This is a genomic window from Mycoavidus cysteinexigens (assembly GCF_003966915.1).
GTDB lineage: Bacteria > Pseudomonadota > Gammaproteobacteria > Burkholderiales > Burkholderiaceae > Mycoavidus > Mycoavidus cysteinexigens.
Map to the genome: position 1 here is coordinate 2,040,624 of NZ_AP018150.1, position 16,421 is coordinate 2,057,044.

A 16,421-nucleotide genomic window follows, 5' to 3' on the forward strand; every position below is an offset into this window, starting at 1 on the left:
CGAGAAAAAAACCCGTTTAACGGATCGGGTCCATCGGTTCTAGAGTTGGGCTTGCCTGTTCCATGACCGGATTTCTGTCATTGATCACGGCTTTGGCAGATAATCGCACCCGACCTTTTTCATCGGTTTGGATCACTTTGACCTCTACCATTTGCCCTTCCTTCAGATGATCACCCACTTCTTTAATCCGCTCGTTAGCGATTTCTGAAATATGCAGCAGGCCATCACGCCCTGGCAAAATATTCACAATCGCACCGAAATCAAGCAATTTAAGCACGGTGCCCTCATAGATTTGGCCAACGGTAACGTCTACCGTGATATTTTCAATGCGGCGCTTAGCCTCAGCAATGCCTTCGCTGTTGGCGCTCGCGATCGTGACCAATCCGTCTTCGGAAATATCAATCGTCGTGCCGGTTTCTTCAGTGAGTGCCCGAATCACCGAGCCACCTTTGCCGATGACATCACGAATCTTGTCTGGATTGATCTTAAGCGTAACCATGCGCGGCGCAAATGACGATAATTCAGTACGCGCGCCTGACACTGCTCCTTTCATCTCGCCTAAGATATGCAAACGCCCTTCTTTGGCTTGGGCTAACGCGACTTGCATGATTTCTTTGGTAATGCCAGCAATCTTGATATCCATCTGCAATGCAGTGATACCCGCTTCCGTACCGGCCACTTTGAAATCCATGTCGCCCAGATGATCTTCATCGCCTAAAATATCGGTCAGCACAGCGAAACGATTTGCTTCTAGGATCAGCCCCATCGCAATGCCCGCCACATGCGCCTTGAGCGGCACACCTGCATCCATCAGCGCCAGGCTGCCGCCGCATACGGAGGCCATTGACGATGAGCCATTTGACTCAGTAATTTCGGAAACCACGCGAATGGTATAGCCAAATTCTTTTTCGTCAGGCAAACAAGCCATCAGCGCGCGTTTGGCCAGCCGGCCGTGACCAATTTCACGCCGCTTGGGGGTTCCTACCCGGCCCGTTTCGCCAGTCGCAAAAGGCGGCATATTGTAATGCAGCATAAAGCGGTCGCGGTATTCGCCCGTAATCGCATCGATCGTCTGTTCATCATTCTTGGTGCCCAGCGTAGCGACCACTAATGCCTGCGTCTCACCGCGCGTAAAAAGCGCAGAACCATGAGTGCGTGGCAAAACCCCCGTGCGAATTGAGATCGGCCGCACCGTGCGCGTATCGCGCCCGTCAATGCGCGGCTCACCTGATAAGATTTGCCCGCGCACAATCTGCGCCTCAAGGTCAAATAAAATATGACCAAGCGCAACCTCATCCGGCGCACTCGTGCCCGCTGCAAGCGCCTCTTCTAGAAGCTGTTTGCTCACCTCTTTATAAATCGCCTGCACGCGCTCGCTACGCAGTGATTTTTGACGGATCTGATAAGCTGCTTGCAAAGCGTTCAACGCAAGCGCACTAACTCGGTTAGACAACACTTCGTCTTTCGGCGCAGCTTGCCAATCCCATTCCGGTTGGCCGCCTTCACGCACTAGCTCATAGATCGCATCGATTGCCGTTTGCATCTGCTCATGACCAAACACCACAGCGCCTAACATAATCTCTTCAGACAATTGATCCGCTTCCGACTCAACCATCAATACTGCCCGCTCAGTACCTGCTACGATAAGCTCAAGCTGAGAGGTTTTAAGCTCACTGCAACTCGGATTAAGCACATATTGACCATCAATAAAGGCGACGCGCGCAGCGCCCACCGGACCATTAAATGGAATCCCAGAGATGGCCAACGCAGCCGACGCGCCCAGCAGGGCCGGAATGTCTGTTGGCACTTCCGGATTCACTGATAATACGTGCACCACGACTTGCACTTCATTGTAAAAATTTTCTGGGAAAAGCGGACGCAAAGGCCGGTCGATAAGACGGGAAATCAGCGTTTCGCCCTCAGAGGGACGCCCCTCGCGACGAAAAAAACCACCTGGAATTTTGCCTGCCGCATAAGTTTTTTCGATGTAATCCACTGTCAACGGGAAAAAATCCTGACCGGGCTTTGCGCTTTTTGCGCCAACTACCGTTGCCAGCACGACCGTTTCATCCATATTGACCAGCACAGCACCACTCGCCTGACGAGCTATTTCGCCCGTTTCAAGCCGGACGGTATGGCGTCCCCATTGAAATTCTTTAACAATTTTCTTAAACATAATATTCCTTATTTTATATGCTGCAAAAAGCAAAATGCCTGCATCAGCAGTAAGGCTGATGCAGGCATACGATCTCAATACAGCATTTACTTACGTAGTCCTAATGCTTGGATCAGTGCTTGATAACGCTCGAGCGATTTCTTTTGCAAATATTTCAGCAAGCTGCGGCGGCGGCTTACCATTTGCAGCAAGCCTCGGCGGCTATGGTGATCTTTATTGTGTGCTTTGAAATGCACGGTCAACTCATTAATGCGCGCCGTCAACAAAGCCACCTGCACTTCGGGCGAACCGGTATCTTTGGCGCCACGCGCAAATTGCGCAATAACTTCAGATTTTTTTTCACCTGCAATTGACATAACTTTCCTTTATAAAAACAAGCGGTCACGGAAGAAAGGCCGCGCCGTGAAAAACCTACGACTTAACCTATATAAATTTATCTGAGCGACTACCGCTAAGCTAGACGCTCACTTTCATGAGAACATGAAGGAGTGAGTATACTATGCTTTCTGTATAGTACATACTACACGGAAAGGCGTTAGACATCCTCAACTCGAAGTTTGTCGCCTCCAAAATTTACCATTTACACTAACTTTACTGTCCCTTGTTTCGGAATTTTCATGCAGATACAGTTCATTTCTCGGTCTCTTTTCTCAAACTCATGGCTGCGCAAAATACTGATGAGCATGGCTACGCTTGTCGTTGTGGCCTGCGCTTCCCCCTGGCAAAACGGGCAATTTGGCCCAGATGAAGCCTCCGCTATCGCAAAACTAGGCCAGCCGCGTGAAGTCTACGAGCTGCCTAATGGCGGCAAGCGCCTGATGTGGCCCGCGCAGCCTTTCGGCGAGAGAACAACAGCTATAGACGTCGAGGCTGACAGTAAAATTTCTCGAGTACGGCAAGTTTTGGCGGAATCAGAGTTTGAGCGAGCGCAAATTGGCTTATGGACTCAACACGATGTTTTGAGCAATTTCGGCAAACCCGTAGAAATCGCTAAGTTCCCTCGCATGCAACGCGAAGTATGGAGTTACCGTTATATGGACAATGATGTCTGGTACGTACTCTATCACTTTTATTTTGACGCAAATGGTATTTTGCGCAGCACCCAGCAAACCCCCGATCCACTGCATGATCCAGACCATCGCAATTTATTTCGTAGAATCTTTTGACGTGGGGCGCAACATCTAATAGAATTGCGGTCTTGTTGTCGGGGCGTAGCGCAGCCTGGTAGCGCATCTGATTTGGGATCAGAGGGTCGCATGTTCGAATCATGTCGCCCCGACCACATTGCAAGAATATAAATAGACAAATTTTTACTATCCATATCGTCTGTCCAATGCGCCAGTTTATGCAGATTATTGTACTGCTGGTGGGTTGCTTGATGCTCTTATTACCGCTTTCAAGCCATGCGGGCCGGCGTGATGAGCGCCTGGATTTAGTCAAGCAATTTATCACGCAACAACAAGCCAATCCGCTTGTCGCGGACTGCGCTGCTCACGCCAGTTTTGTTGCGACCACGCTACCGCTGTACACGCGGATTGAATTTCCAGATGGCGCGTTAGATAATGGACAAGCCAGTATTTTGCCTTGGCATCAACAGCCCTTCAATAACAAAAAACAGCGGGTTAAGGTAGATACAATCGTATCCATATCCGGCGTTGGCTACCGCAAAGCTAAACGATCTAAACCGGATGTTTTGGAATTTCGCTGCGGCTATTCAGCCAATCAGCTCTTTGCCTTTGATTATAACGAACCCAAGCCAGCATCAGTCAAACACAAAACGGTGCGCCGCATAAAACGCACGCCTCAAAGACGCAGCACCCCGTCTACGCGCTAGAGCGAATAACACCTCGATCGGATTGCCGACTGAAAATGAGTCACGCTCAACCTCTCTCGTAATACAGCTCTCTCAATTTTATGGTTTTGCTAAATGCCAGCGAATCTGTTTAAGACCCGCTAGCCTACCTCAGTTTTTCTGCTTTATCTTAAATGCATTGAGCTCCAAGCTCTAAAGGCTTAGGATTCCCAGTTGCGCCCTTTTGTTGTAGGAAATGCCTATTTATGGGGTCTAACCCCTTGGCATCCTTGATACCCATACCCTTTACGCTCGGCTCTGCTTGAAATAAGTCGGGGTCCGAATATACTCCCTCTCTCCAACCAGAGAAATTCCACAGTACAACCTGGTTATTTCCGCTCAATGCAAGTACCTTACCATCAGGTGAAAAACTCATCCCCCATGCTCCTTTTCGGTACCCTTTAAGCTGAACATACGAGTCGGCGCTTAATCTTCCACACATCCTGAGTACGCCATTGCCACTCACCGACGCTAAAGGTTCACCCTCTGGCGAAGCAGTCTGAGTCTGAGACTGTGACAACGCTATGCTTTCCTCTTCCTTCAATGCGAGCATCGGCGATCCATCCTTGCTCACCGCTACCGAAAATTCTTTACCTGACGCAAGCACGCTTCGCAAATTCCATAGTCTGATCGTTTCATCCTCGCTCGCCGTTGCCAAAAATTCGCCGTCTGGCGAAAACTCCAGAGCATTCACTCGATCGTGATGCCCTTCAAAAATACCCAGCCTTTTCTGTTTCTCCAGGCTCCACAGCTCTACCTTATTAAACGCCCCCAATACTAAAAACTTACCGTCTGAAGATACCTTCATGCTCTGGATTTGATGTGTATTTTTGCAAAAATAGGACGGTTCTTGCACAACTCCATCCCACCTTAGCGCCCCCATGCCGGCCCATGATACTAAAAGCTCATTATTAGGCAACGCATCCAGGGCCAGCACAGCACTAGGCCCCTGAATTTGACTAAACTTTTCAGATTGGAGATTCCATAACATCGCCCTACCATCTGCACTTCCTGACGCCAACAGCTCGCTATTTTTCAAAAACTTTACATTCATTACCGCATCGGTATGCCCTACTAGCTCACTCAGTAACGCTTTATGTTTTATATCCCATATCATCACGTTGTGATCTTTATCCGCTGAGGCTAAAAGCTTACTGTCTGACGAAAAACTCAGGCGTACCACAGCAGCGCTATGTCCATCCAGCGTACGCTCCAGCTTTAAAGTTTTCGCTTGATACAGTTTAATTTGGCCCTCATCCGTACTCACAGCCAACCAAGACCCATCAGGTGAATAACGGCAGTCATGCACCAAGCTGCCTACCCATACAGTGGGCAACCGCCAAAAATTTAACTGCACCAAATTAGCTTCTCGCAAATCAGCGCCTTCTAAGGTTGCGCCGTAGAAATTGACATTGCTTAAATCCGCCCCTTTAAACTGAGTGTTATTAAACCAGCCTTGGCTTAAATCTGCCGCTGGGACGCGGATTTTGTTGAAATCGTGCCCACTTAAATCTATGCCCGCTTTAACCAATATAGTTAAGGCATTCGCGGCTATCTTTTGCACCTCTTCGATAGATAAGGTGTTCCCTGCTATTTCTTGCATCCCTTCAGTTTTTGAGCGCTCGACCCAATCGAGTAATATTTGTTCTAATCTAGGGTTTGGTTGAGCGCCTGACGCCGAAATTCGACCACCTTTAATAGGTGTTTTTTCAGAAAATCCCCAGCTGTCTACCCAATTCCATAGCCCTTCTAATCTAGGTTTTGGGTGAATTTCTTGCTTAAAAAAATCCCATATCACGGGACTAGAAATAAGACGGATTAGCTCGAAAAGCTGATGGTCCTCCACGATTTTATCTAGCTGACCTGAGCCCGCTAATTCTTTTAACCGATTCAAGACATAAGTTTGTAAACGAGAATCTGTTTGGGCCTGAATTTGCCGGTATTTCGGTGGAATTCTCCGCCAAAACAAATTTTCTAATTTGGCCTCAGGCAAAACTGCTGACTGACTGTAAGGGAGCCAGCTAATTAACGCTTCGAAAAAGCCCTTGCTAGCTTCAAGCAATCTTTCTTCAAGCAAGTTTTTCCTACTTTCTACATCTAAATGTTGCATGATGTCTTCCAAGATTTCGAAAGGTAGCGAGTCTAGCCGAGATTCTGGCGAACTTTGCACTCGATGATGAGTTATTATTTTAGGTGGCTTTTCAGAGAAATACGGCCTAGCTTCTAGAGCCAAATTCTCCACTACTTTATTTTGATTTCCAGCATGGTAGTGAGGCAACAAAAGCATTGAAAATTTGTTAGCCATACGATACGCGCAGTTACTAATGCCTAACATCAGCATCCTCCTTTTAAATTATATTATCGCTATTAGAAATTTTTTATATCGCTCTGACTTAAACAAACCTAGCCGGCTATTTCAGAATTATGTTGGCCGGCCGAGCTAGGTAAACCAGAGAGCCTGGATTGTACAGAAATTGGAGATGTGTTGCAGCAGAGGCAACAGTACAAGCGCAGAAGCTAAACCAGCATTTCTTGTCTGAGCACTAGCCCAGTTATTATCTTTTGAGAAGGCGAGCCTATGCCGCCATGCGCCGCCTAAACACCCAATGCAGTTCATCGGATGCTTGGGGTTCGAACCGATACCCTTCGCTATCAAAATCCTTTAATTGCACCACCTCATCAATCTGATTCAAGACCGCATAACGCGCCATTAAACCTCGCGCGCGTTTGGCGTAAAAGCTAATGATCTTATAACGCCCATTTTTCCAGTCTTCAAAAATTGGGGTGATTACAGTTGCCTTGAGCAGCTTAGGTTTAATAGATTTAAAGTATTCCGCCGATGCAAGGTTGAGCAAAATGGGGGAAGCGCTCTGTAGCGTATGGCCTAACTCGGCATTCAGCGCTTGGGTGATTCTCTCGCCCCAAAAAGCATATAGATCTTTGCCATGAGAATTGGGCAAACGAATCCCCATTTCAAGCCGATATGGCTGCATCAAATCCAATGGCCGCAATACGCCATATAAGCCCGATAAAATACGTAAATGAGCTTGCGCCCACAGCAATGCATCTGCTGTAAGCGTTGCTGCGTTAAGTCCAGCATAAACATCGCCATTAAAAGCCAGTATGGCTTGTTTTGACTGGGCCCCGGGAAATGCCGGCGACCAATCGGCATAACGCTGAAAATTCAAGTGCGCGAGCTCATCCGAAAGACCCATCAAAGTTGCAATCTGTGCCGGAGAGAAAGTCCGCAGTATGTCAATCAGCTGAGCTGAATCCTGAGCAAAAGCAGGCAGCGTAGCGTACTCAAGTTGAGCCGGGGTTTTGTAATCAAGCGATTTAGCTGGAGAGAGGATAATGATCATCGGATCGATAAAGAAATTTTAGGATTTTTTTGGGAAATAGCGGATTTTGCGCCTGCCCACAAAAAATATAAATGACATAGGCTTCTCGGCCTTACAGGGCAGAGGTTACTACTTCTTATAGCCTACTGGATCAATTTTAGCCTGAGCAAAGCCAATTAAGGTTCGCCTAAGTTGGCTTAGATTCGTTGATACTGAAACGCTTTAAAACTCGATTCTATACACTGAATTTAATCTATTCTATCTTAACTTACTATGCCAATTCAGCCTACCCCTGCATCTGGAAACCGGCATCTCGGTCCAATGCCCCCTGCTTATTCCCATGAAACGCCGCACTCTACGCCGCCGATCAATAATCCTCCAAGGTCTATACGTGCTACGTTACAGCAACTGGTAAGCAATGTTAAACAAAAGAAGCTTGACCACAAATTACGTCAAAAAGCTAAAAACCCATATACAAGCCCTCAAAAGATAGCAGATCTAGTATATGTAGGGGCTGGGGTAAACACCGAATCAAAGAATGGAAACACAGCTTTACATCATGCGAGTTTTTCGGGAAACCCTAGAGTGATTCGATATTTATTGGGACAGGGAGCAAATGTAACGGCTCGCAATAATTGGAACTGGACACCTTTACACGCAGCGGCAGCCGCCGGAAGGGCGAACGCAATCAATATGCTTTTAGAGGCTGGCGCCAACCCGACTGCACGGACGAATAGTAAAAATACACCGGAAATGTTAGCTATAAGTAGTGGGCATGTACTGGCTGCCAACGTATTAAGGGGAGACCTTCCTTCTTATGCACCACAGGATCTGTTACTGAGTTCACCAGACACAGTTTAATGAATACAGCCATGATTAGGCTCGTTATAAAGTTCCTATAAGGTGATCAAGCAAAGACTAGCCTACTCCCGAAGCACGATTTTTTCAACGTTTCATCAAATAACAAAACACAAATCCGGGAAAAGCCAGCACTAGAAAAAAGCAAAAGGTCACCGCATAAAATGGCCAGCTTTGCACAAAAACATTCCCGGCTTGCGCTTCCAGCAAAAAGCTCAGCGCGCCTAAAGCAAAATAAAGCAAAATTAATTCAAGCAAGCGCCAGCCGATTTGTTTACGACCCTTGGCGAGAACCCACGATAACGGCAACACGCCAAAGAGCCGCTGATTCAAAAATGGCACATTCGCCGAGAACCAGGCCAACCCTACGATAAACCAACCCGCTATCGGCATTTTAAGGAAACAAGGTTTGCTGGAGCGCGCGCGTGCACAGCGACAGCAACGGGCCAGGCATTAAGCCTAATGCTAATAGTGCGCAACCGTTGACAACCAGCAAAATGCGCGCGCCCGCATAGGCAACCAACGGCGCTTGGTCGACAGGCGCATCAAAATACATCAGCTTAACGATGCGTAAATAATAGAAAGCCCCTAGGAGAGAGGAAAGCACCGCCAATATCACCAGCCAAGTCAAACCGGTATTCATCAACGCTTCAAGCACGGCAAACTTTGCGTAAAACCCTGCTGTGGGAGGAATCCCGGCCAAAGAGAACATCATCACCAACATGACTAATGCAAACAGCGGATGGCGCTGATTAAGCCCTTTAAATGCATCAATACTGTCTACTTCAAAGTCACGCCGCGCAAGCAGCATCACAATGCCAAAACTGCCCAGCGTGGTCAGTAAATAAATGATGCTGTAAAACGTTGCTGAACTATAAGCACCAACAATATTATCTAAGCGGCCGCCCACCACGCCCGACAACAGGCCAAGTAGCACAAAACCCATATTCGAGATGGCTGAATAAGCCAACATACGTTTGATGCTTTTTTGCGCAATGCCAACTAAGTTACCCACAATCAAGGAAAGCGCGGCCAGGATCACGAGCATCTGTTGCCAATCGATCGCCAATGGCAGTAGGCCGACCACCAGTAAGCGCAAACCCCAAGCAAAAGCCGCGACCTTCGGCCCGCCCCCGATGAGTAGTGTCATCGCCGTAGGTGCGCCATGATAAACGTCGGGGACCCACATGTGAAAAGGTACAGCGCCTAACTTAAAAGCGACCCCTGCCACAATAAAAATTACCCCAAATAGCAATACCGTATAGTTAATACGGCCAGAGGCAATCGCGCGGAAGACTTCGTCTAGATCAAGTGAACCGGTTGCGCCATACAGCATCGATATGCCATAGAGCAAAAAGCCCGAAGCTAATGCGCCCAATACATAATATTTGATGGCGGCTTCTGCGGCCAATTTAGACATCATGCTTGAAGCCGTTGGCTGTTGCACGTCATCAGGACGCAGTGCAATCAATGCATAGAGCGACAATGACATCAACTCGAGCCCGAGATAGAGCAGCAGAAAATTGTGCCCTGAGATCATCACCAACTGTCCAAGCAATGAGAACATTGCCAGCAAATAAAAATCGCCGCGCAAAAGCCCACGTTCCTCAATGTATTTCCTTGAATAAATCAGCGCCACAGCAAACCCTGCGGTCACGGTCGCTTTCATCAAGTTGGCGAATGGATCGACCACATACATGTTTTCGAAAAAATAATGTGACTGGCCCTGGGCGGCAAACCAAAGATAGCCCAATGCGCTTAGCAGCGACGCCATTACGGCAATCACATAAGTCGTGCGATTGCCGGCTCGATTTGTCGCGCCAGTGAAAATATCATTAAGCCAAGCAAGGATGACTGCCAACAACAACAAGGCATCGGGCAGCAACAGGGTCATATAGGTGTTTTGCATAATTGGACTGAAATGAAGCAAAGCAGCGCTAGCTTAGCGCAATAAAAGCTACGGCAAATCCACCTCAAGCCGAGCGCCGCGGTTTGCGGCGACTTTATGAGGGTAGTTTCGATTGCGCCACATGAGACAGCAGGTTAGCGACTGAGGTATGCATAACTTCGGTCAGGGGTTTTGGCCAAACGCCTAACGCGAGCACGAATGCCGCCAGTACCAACAAGACTGAAAATTCGCGCCGGTTAAGATCTTTGAGCTGGGCGACCTGCTGGTTAGCCACCGCGCCAAACTGTACCTTTTTATACATCCACAACGTATAAGCTGCGCCTAAGATCAAAGTGAGTGCCGCCAACAAGCCAATCCAGAAATTGAACCGGACCGCGGCTAAAATAACCATCCACTCACCGACAAAACCTGAGGTGCCTGGCAAGCCGCAATTAGCCATTGAAAATAGCATAGAGAATGCGGCAAATTTGGGCATGACATTGGCTACACCACCATAATCCGCCATCATGCGGGTATGCATGCGGTCATACAATATGCCAATGCATAAAAACATTGCGCCAGAGACAAAACCGTGCGAAATCATCTGCACCAGCGCGCCTTCCATGCCCAGCGCATCAAACATGAAAAAGCCTAGCGTCGCAAAGCCCATATGCGCAATCGATGAATACGCGACAAGTTTTTTCATATCCGTTTGCACCAACGCCACCAGACCGATATAAATCACCGCGATAAGCGACAGAGTAATCATCGCCGGCGCTAGTAGATGGCTCGCATCCGGCGCAATCGGCAGCGAGAAACGCAAAAAACCATAAGCACCGAGCTTTAGCATGATCGCCGCTAACACCACAGAGCCACCCGTCGGTGCTTCAACGTGGGCGTCAGGCAACCAAGTATGCACGGGCCACATCGGCACTTTCACCGCAAAGGCCATAAAAAACCCGCCAAATAACAAGAGTTGCGGCAGCATCGATAACGGCAACTGTTGCCACGCAATTAGCTCAAAGCTACCCGAACGCGCATATAAATACAGCAGCGCAACCAACATTAACAGCGAGCCGAAAAGCGTATAAAGGAAAAATTTGAACGCTGCATAGACCCGATTTGGACCGCCCCAAACGCCGATGATGAGATACATCGGAATCAAGGTTGCTTCAAAAAATACGTAAAATAATAGGCCATCTTGGGCGCAAAAAACCCCCACCATCAAGCCAGAGAGAATCAAAAAGGCGGCCAAATATTGCGCAATATGTCGCGTCACTGAGGTCCAGCTAGCAATCATCACCAATACTGTGATCAAGGCCGTGAGCGGTACAAACCAAAGTGAAATGCCATCAATGCCAAGATAGTATGAGACATTAAAACGCTCGATCCAATTGACCCTCTCAACAAATTGCAAAGCCGCGGTTTGCGCATTGAAGTACATTATGAGAGGCAAGGTAACGACAAAACTCAGGCTCGCACCGAGCAGGGCAAGCCAGCGCACGCATGCAGGTTTGAGGTAAGCGCTACTGATCAAAACCAAAACGCCAAAAGCAAGCGGCAGGCCAATCGCTAGGCTGAGAAATGGGAAAGACTGAAAAGATTGCATTTGGATACGGTTCTCTTTCTGCTTATTTGCCGCCAATCGTGACAAAGAGCGTAAGCAGCGCTAACATGCCAACGATCATCGCGAATGCATAGTGATAAATATAACCCGATTGCAAAGAGCGCATGACGCTTGCAAACCAGCCCACGAGACGCGCGCTGCCATTCACTGCGGCGTCAATAATTTTGCGCTCGCCGGTGCGGGAGAAACCCGCGCCAAGCGCGAGTGCGCCCCGCGCAAACACCGCTTGATTGAGCTTGTCCAAATAATATTTGTTTTCAAATAGCGTATAAAACCAGCGAAAACGGGCTTTAATCATGCCGGGCAAGGCGGGATAGCGTAGATAACATAACCATGCCACCGCCACTCCTGCGCACATGAGCCATACCGGCAGCGTGGTCAAGGCGTGCCGCGCCATCCCAACCCAGCCATGAAACTCAGCGGCCATTGAAGACAAGGCGAGGTGATTCGCGCCGATATAAATGACGCGCTCAAAGGCGACCCCATGCTTGAAAAAATCACCATAGAGCAGTGGACCAATCGCTAGCGCACCGCTCAGAACTGAGGGAATAGCAAGCAAAATCAACGGCACGGTGACGACCCAAGGCGATTCATGCGGAGTGTGGGCATGAGCACTATGGCTATGATCGGCTTCATGAAAGCGCGGTTTGCCATAAAACACCAAGAAAATCATTCTAAACGAGTATAAAGCAGTGACAAATACACTCGCCACCACAGCGAAATAGGCAAAGCCCGAGCCGGCAATCGATGAATATTGAACCGCCTCAATAATTGAATCTTTTGAATAAAACCCTGAGAAAAACGGGGTGCCAATTAAGGCTAGCGAGCCAATCAGCGAAGTCAGCCAAGTAATCGGCATGGCTTTGCGCAAGCCGCCCATATAGCGCATATCTTGCTCGTGATGCATCCCGATAATCACGGAACCTGCCGCAAGAAATAGCAAAGCCTTAAAAAACGCGTGCGTCATCAGATGAAAAATCGCCACCGGATAAGCCGACACGCCTAAGGCAACCGTCATATAACCCAACTGTGAGAGCGTTGAATAAGCGACAACGCGCTTGATGTCATTTTGCACCAGGCCCAGCAAACCCATCAGCAAAGTAGTGATGGCGCCGATGATTAAAACAAAAGATAAGGCGCTGTCAGTCAATTCAAACAGCGGCGACACCCGCGCAACCATAAAGATACCTGCCGTTACCATGGTAGCAGCGTGAATCAGTGCAGAGATTGGGGTTGGGCCTTCCATTGAATCAGGCAGCCAAACATGCAGCGGAAACTGAGCGGATTTGCCCATTGCGCCAATAAAAAGGCAAATACAAGCAACCGTTAACAGCCCCCATTGGGTGCCAGGAAAAGTGAGGGCCGCCAAGGTCTCGCGTTGCGCAAACACGTCGCCATAGTTAAGCGATCCGGCATAAGCGAACAGCAGGCCAATACCAAGAATAAAACCAAAATCGCCAACCCGATTCACGAGAAAAGCTTTCATGTTGGCGTAAATAGCGGTTGGTTTGGTGTACCAAAAACCAATCAGCAAATACGATACAACGCCGACGGCTTCCCAGCCGAAAAAAAGCTGCAAAAAATTGTTGCTCATAACGAGCATCAGCATCGCGAACGTAAACAGCGAAATATAAGAGAAAAAACGTTGATAGCCCGGGTCATCGCGCATGTAGCCAATCGTATAGATATGCACCATCAGCGAAACAAAACTGACCACGCACATCATCAGAGCGCTTAATGAATCAATTAAAAAACCAATCTCAAATTTAAGCGTTCCCAACTGCGTCGGTACGCGCATCCATTCATATACAGTTGCGTTATAGGCGGCTCCGCCCATCACCTGATATAAAGTCAAAACCGATAAGCCAAAGGCAAGCGCGACACCCAGTATCGTCGCAGTATGTGCGCCTGCGCGGCCAATGGTTTTGCCAAACAGCCCGGCGAGCACAGCACCAGCGAGAGGTGCCAGCGGGATTGCAAGCAGCAAATTAGAGTCAAGTGTTGCTGTCATTATGGAATAACCTAATTAACCTTTAAGCTGATCGAGATCTTCAACGTTGATCGTATCGGATCTGCGAAACAGGGTAACTAAAATCGCCAGCCCAATTGCTGCTTCAGCGGCGGCTACAGTTAAGACAAAAAAGACAAAAACCTGACCATGCGCATCGCCAAGATAGCGTGAGAAAGCCACAAAATTAGTGTTGACCGCGAGTAACATTAATTCAATCGCCATCAAAATCACAATCAGATTGCGTCGATTCAAAAAAATGCCGACGATGCTAATTGCAAATAGAATCGCTGCAAGGACTAGATAGTGGGCCAGGGTTAGGGTCATTTTTATTCCTTCTGCATTCAGCTTGTGCTTTTGCCACGAGCTGGGTCAGTCGATCCAACTGGATTGGCGGCGCTCTCCACGCTTGCTTCAGAGCGCATTTTAACGATCCGTACCCGGTCTTCGCGACGCACGCGAATTTGCTTGGCCGAGTCAGTCCGTTTACGATCTTTGCCATGATGTAGCGTTAGCGCAACCGCCGCAATCATTGCCACCAGCAATAAGAGCCCGGCAATTTCAAACGCAAAAATGTAATCGGTATAAATTAATTTGCCTAGTGCATGCGTGTTTGAAACTGTCTCGCCATTCGCCTGGACTTGTAAATGATTCGCTGGGGCAGTCGCTCCACCATACCCGCGCCATAGGATTAAGGCGATCTCCGTAATCATTAAACCGCCAATAATCATTGAGGTTGGCACAAAACGCTTGAAGTCGCGCCGCAGTTTCCCTAAGTCAAGATCGAGCATCATCACAACAAAGAGAAATAGCACCATCACTGCGCCGACATAAACTAGCACGAGTAGAATCGCCAAAAACTCAGCGTGCAAAAGGAGCCAAAGCGCCGCCGCGTTAAAAAAAGCCAAGACTAAAAAAAGCGCGGATTGCACCGGATCAGACGCTGTAATGATGCGCAACGCGGATACGACGAGGATCGACGCAAAAATGTAAAACAGTATAGTTGTGAATTCCATTTAGTCTCTCAATCAACGATAGGGCGCATCAGCAGCCTTAGTCTCGGCAATTTGAGCCTCATAGCGGTCTCCCACGGCCAAGAGCATCTCTTTGGTGAAATATAAATCACCTCGCTTTTCGCCGTGATATTCGAGGATCTGCGTTTCAACAATCGAATCGACTGGGCAACTTTCTTCGCATAAACCACAGAAAATACATTTCGTTAAATCAATATCATAACGTGTCGTGCGGCGCGTATTATCTTCACGCAATTCTGATTCAATCGTGATCGCTAACGCTGGACACACTGCTTCGCACAGCTTGCAAGCAATGCAGCGCTCTTCCCCGTTCGGATAGCGACGCAGCGCATGTAAGCCCCGAAAGCGTGGCGAGAGAGGGGTTTTTTCTTCTGGAAATTGCACGGTGATTTTGCGTGCAAACGCATAACGCCCGGTCAGCGCCATCCCTTTGAAGAGCTCAATTAAGAAAAAATTCTTAAAGAAATTTTTAATCGCGGTTAACATAATTTGATCCGTTCAATCGGCTTGGCAACGCGGCCAAAACCACGCAACGTCACGTTATCAGAGTTCGGTTTAAGATTCTTAGCGCCAAATATTCCAGGGCGACATAATCCAAAATCCCACCACCGCGAGCCAGACCAACGTCACTGGAATAAAAATCTTCCAGCCTAAGCGCATAATTTGGTCATAGCGGTAGCGCGGAAAAGTTGCACGCGCCCAAATAAAAATCGAGAGCAACAGAAAAATCTTGAACGCGAACCAAAGCCCGCCAGGTATAAATGAAAGCGCTGCCAAGGGCGCATCCCAGCCGCCTAAAAAAAGTAGTGCGGTGAGCGCCGAAATGACGATCATATTGATGTATTCAGCCAGGAAAAAAAGCGCAAACGCCATCCCTGAATAATCCACCATATGTCCCGCAACAATCTCTGACTCACCTTCAACCACATCAAATGGGTGGCGATTGGTTTCCGCAATACCCGAAATAAAATAGACGCCAAACACCGGCAATAACGGCAACCAGTTCCATGAGAGTAAGTTAAGCCCTAAGTCCGCAAACATGCCACGCTGCTGAGAATGCACAATCTCTGACAGATTTAAACTGCCTGCGGTCATCAAAACCACAACCAAAGCCAGCCCCATCGCAATTTCATAAGAAATCATCTGCGCTGAGGCGCGCATTGCTCCCAAAAAAGCATACTTGGAGTTTGATGCCCAACCGGCAAGGATCACGCCATACACACCCACCGATGAAATTGCCATCACGTATAAAAGGCCGGCATTCACATTCGCCAAAACCGCTTTGGCCTGAAATGGAATCACCGCCCATACGGCTAACGCCGGCGCTACTGTCATAATCGGCGCCAAGCCATACAACCAATGCGTTGCTTTAGTGGGCCGAATGACTTCTTTCAGCAGCAACTTAAGCACATCCGCAATCGGCTGTAGCAACCCTAATGGGCCGACCCGATTGGGTCCAAGGCGCAGATGCATCCAGCCGATCAGCTTGCGTTCCCATAAAATCAAATAAGCGACTGACAATAGCAAGCCAACGCAGACCACCAGAATACGTAAAATTATCCATACAGTGGGCCAGGCTGAGCCGAGCGCCTGCATACCGAGCGTGTTGATTGTATCGAACATAATGAGAGTCCTTG

General features: G+C 48.3%; 15 protein-coding genes and 1 tRNA gene. 4 read left to right on the forward strand and 12 right to left on the reverse strand.

Annotated features, from left to right (window positions below; all coding sequences use genetic code 11):
* Positions 1-16: 16 nt before the first annotated feature.
* Positions 17-2,176: a polyribonucleotide nucleotidyltransferase gene (gene pnp, locus MCB1EB_RS08685; RefSeq protein ID WP_045365107.1), complete on the reverse strand. Its 2,160-nt coding sequence runs from the start codon at positions 2,174-2,176 to the stop codon at positions 17-19.
* Positions 2,177-2,262: 86 nt separating this feature from the next.
* A complete protein-coding gene (rpsO, locus tag MCB1EB_RS08690) occupies positions 2,263-2,532 on the reverse strand; it encodes a 30S ribosomal protein S15 (RefSeq protein WP_026921252.1) in 270 nt (89 codons plus the stop codon).
* Between the two features lie 327 nt (positions 2,533-2,859).
* On the opposite strand from rpsO, the gene MCB1EB_RS08695 reads away from it, so the two are divergent.
* From MCB1EB_RS08695 to MCB1EB_RS08705, 3 genes are all read left to right on the forward strand, one after another.
* A complete protein-coding gene (locus MCB1EB_RS08695) occupies positions 2,860-3,342 on the forward strand; it encodes a hypothetical protein (RefSeq protein WP_431311537.1) in 483 nt (160 codons plus the stop codon).
* A 39-nt stretch (positions 3,343-3,381) separates the two neighbouring features.
* Positions 3,382-3,458 (forward strand) — tRNA-Pro (locus MCB1EB_RS08700).
* 63 nt (positions 3,459-3,521) lie between these two features.
* The gene (locus MCB1EB_RS08705) at positions 3,522-4,010 is read left to right on the forward strand and encodes a BspC domain-containing protein (RefSeq protein ID WP_051213971.1); all 489 of its coding nucleotides are present in this window, start codon (positions 3,522-3,524) and stop codon (positions 4,008-4,010) included.
* 148 nt (positions 4,011-4,158) lie between these two features.
* On the opposite strand, the gene MCB1EB_RS08710 is transcribed toward MCB1EB_RS08705, so the two are convergent.
* Positions 4,159-6,138, reverse strand: coding sequence for a WD40 repeat domain-containing protein (locus tag MCB1EB_RS08710; protein ID WP_161566212.1), 1,980 nt, complete (start codon positions 6,136-6,138; stop codon positions 4,159-4,161).
* Positions 6,139-6,604: 466 nt separating this feature from the next.
* Complete coding sequence (gene yaaA / locus MCB1EB_RS08715) at positions 6,605-7,390, reverse strand: peroxide stress protein YaaA (RefSeq protein ID WP_045365098.1); 786 nt, start codon at positions 7,388-7,390, stop codon at positions 6,605-6,607.
* A gap of 300 nt (positions 7,391-7,690) precedes the next feature.
* Between yaaA and MCB1EB_RS12660 the strand changes: the two genes are divergently transcribed.
* Complete coding sequence (locus tag MCB1EB_RS12660) at positions 7,691-8,230, forward strand: ankyrin repeat domain-containing protein (protein ID WP_052394031.1); 540 nt, start codon at positions 7,691-7,693, stop codon at positions 8,228-8,230.
* An 84-nt stretch (positions 8,231-8,314) separates the two neighbouring features.
* Here the strand turns inward: MCB1EB_RS12660 and MCB1EB_RS08725 are convergent, their stop codons facing one another.
* From MCB1EB_RS08725 to nuoH, 8 genes are all read right to left on the reverse strand, one after another.
* Positions 8,315-8,620 (reverse strand): DUF2818 family protein, encoded by a 306-nt coding sequence (locus MCB1EB_RS08725; RefSeq protein WP_045365095.1) that lies wholly within the window; start codon positions 8,618-8,620, stop codon positions 8,315-8,317.
* 1 nt (position 8,621) lies between these two features.
* Positions 8,622-10,136, reverse strand: coding sequence for an NADH-quinone oxidoreductase subunit NuoN (gene nuoN, locus MCB1EB_RS08730; protein ID WP_034956876.1), 1,515 nt, complete (start codon positions 10,134-10,136; stop codon positions 8,622-8,624).
* 94 nt (positions 10,137-10,230) lie between these two features.
* Positions 10,231-11,724 carry an NADH-quinone oxidoreductase subunit M gene (locus tag MCB1EB_RS08735; protein ID WP_034956878.1) on the reverse strand — a complete coding sequence of 498 codons (1,494 nt, stop codon included), beginning with the start codon at positions 11,722-11,724 and terminating at the stop codon, positions 10,231-10,233.
* Positions 11,725-11,746: 22 nt separating this feature from the next.
* The gene (gene nuoL / locus MCB1EB_RS08740) at positions 11,747-13,753 is read right to left on the reverse strand and encodes an NADH-quinone oxidoreductase subunit L (RefSeq protein ID WP_045365092.1); all 2,007 of its coding nucleotides are present in this window, start codon (positions 13,751-13,753) and stop codon (positions 11,747-11,749) included.
* A 15-nt stretch (positions 13,754-13,768) separates the two neighbouring features.
* The gene (nuoK, locus tag MCB1EB_RS08745) at positions 13,769-14,077 is read right to left on the reverse strand and encodes an NADH-quinone oxidoreductase subunit NuoK (RefSeq protein ID WP_026921260.1); all 309 of its coding nucleotides are present in this window, start codon (positions 14,075-14,077) and stop codon (positions 13,769-13,771) included.
* 17 nt (positions 14,078-14,094) lie between these two features.
* The gene (locus MCB1EB_RS08750; RefSeq protein ID WP_026921261.1) at positions 14,095-14,766 is read right to left on the reverse strand and encodes an NADH-quinone oxidoreductase subunit J; all 672 of its coding nucleotides are present in this window, start codon (positions 14,764-14,766) and stop codon (positions 14,095-14,097) included.
* A 12-nt stretch (positions 14,767-14,778) separates the two neighbouring features.
* Complete coding sequence (nuoI, locus tag MCB1EB_RS08755) at positions 14,779-15,270, reverse strand: NADH-quinone oxidoreductase subunit NuoI (protein WP_045365089.1); 492 nt, start codon at positions 15,268-15,270, stop codon at positions 14,779-14,781.
* A gap of 78 nt (positions 15,271-15,348) precedes the next feature.
* Positions 15,349-16,407, reverse strand: coding sequence for an NADH-quinone oxidoreductase subunit NuoH (nuoH, locus tag MCB1EB_RS08760; protein WP_026921263.1), 1,059 nt, complete (start codon positions 16,405-16,407; stop codon positions 15,349-15,351).
* Positions 16,408-16,421 lie beyond the last annotated feature (14 nt).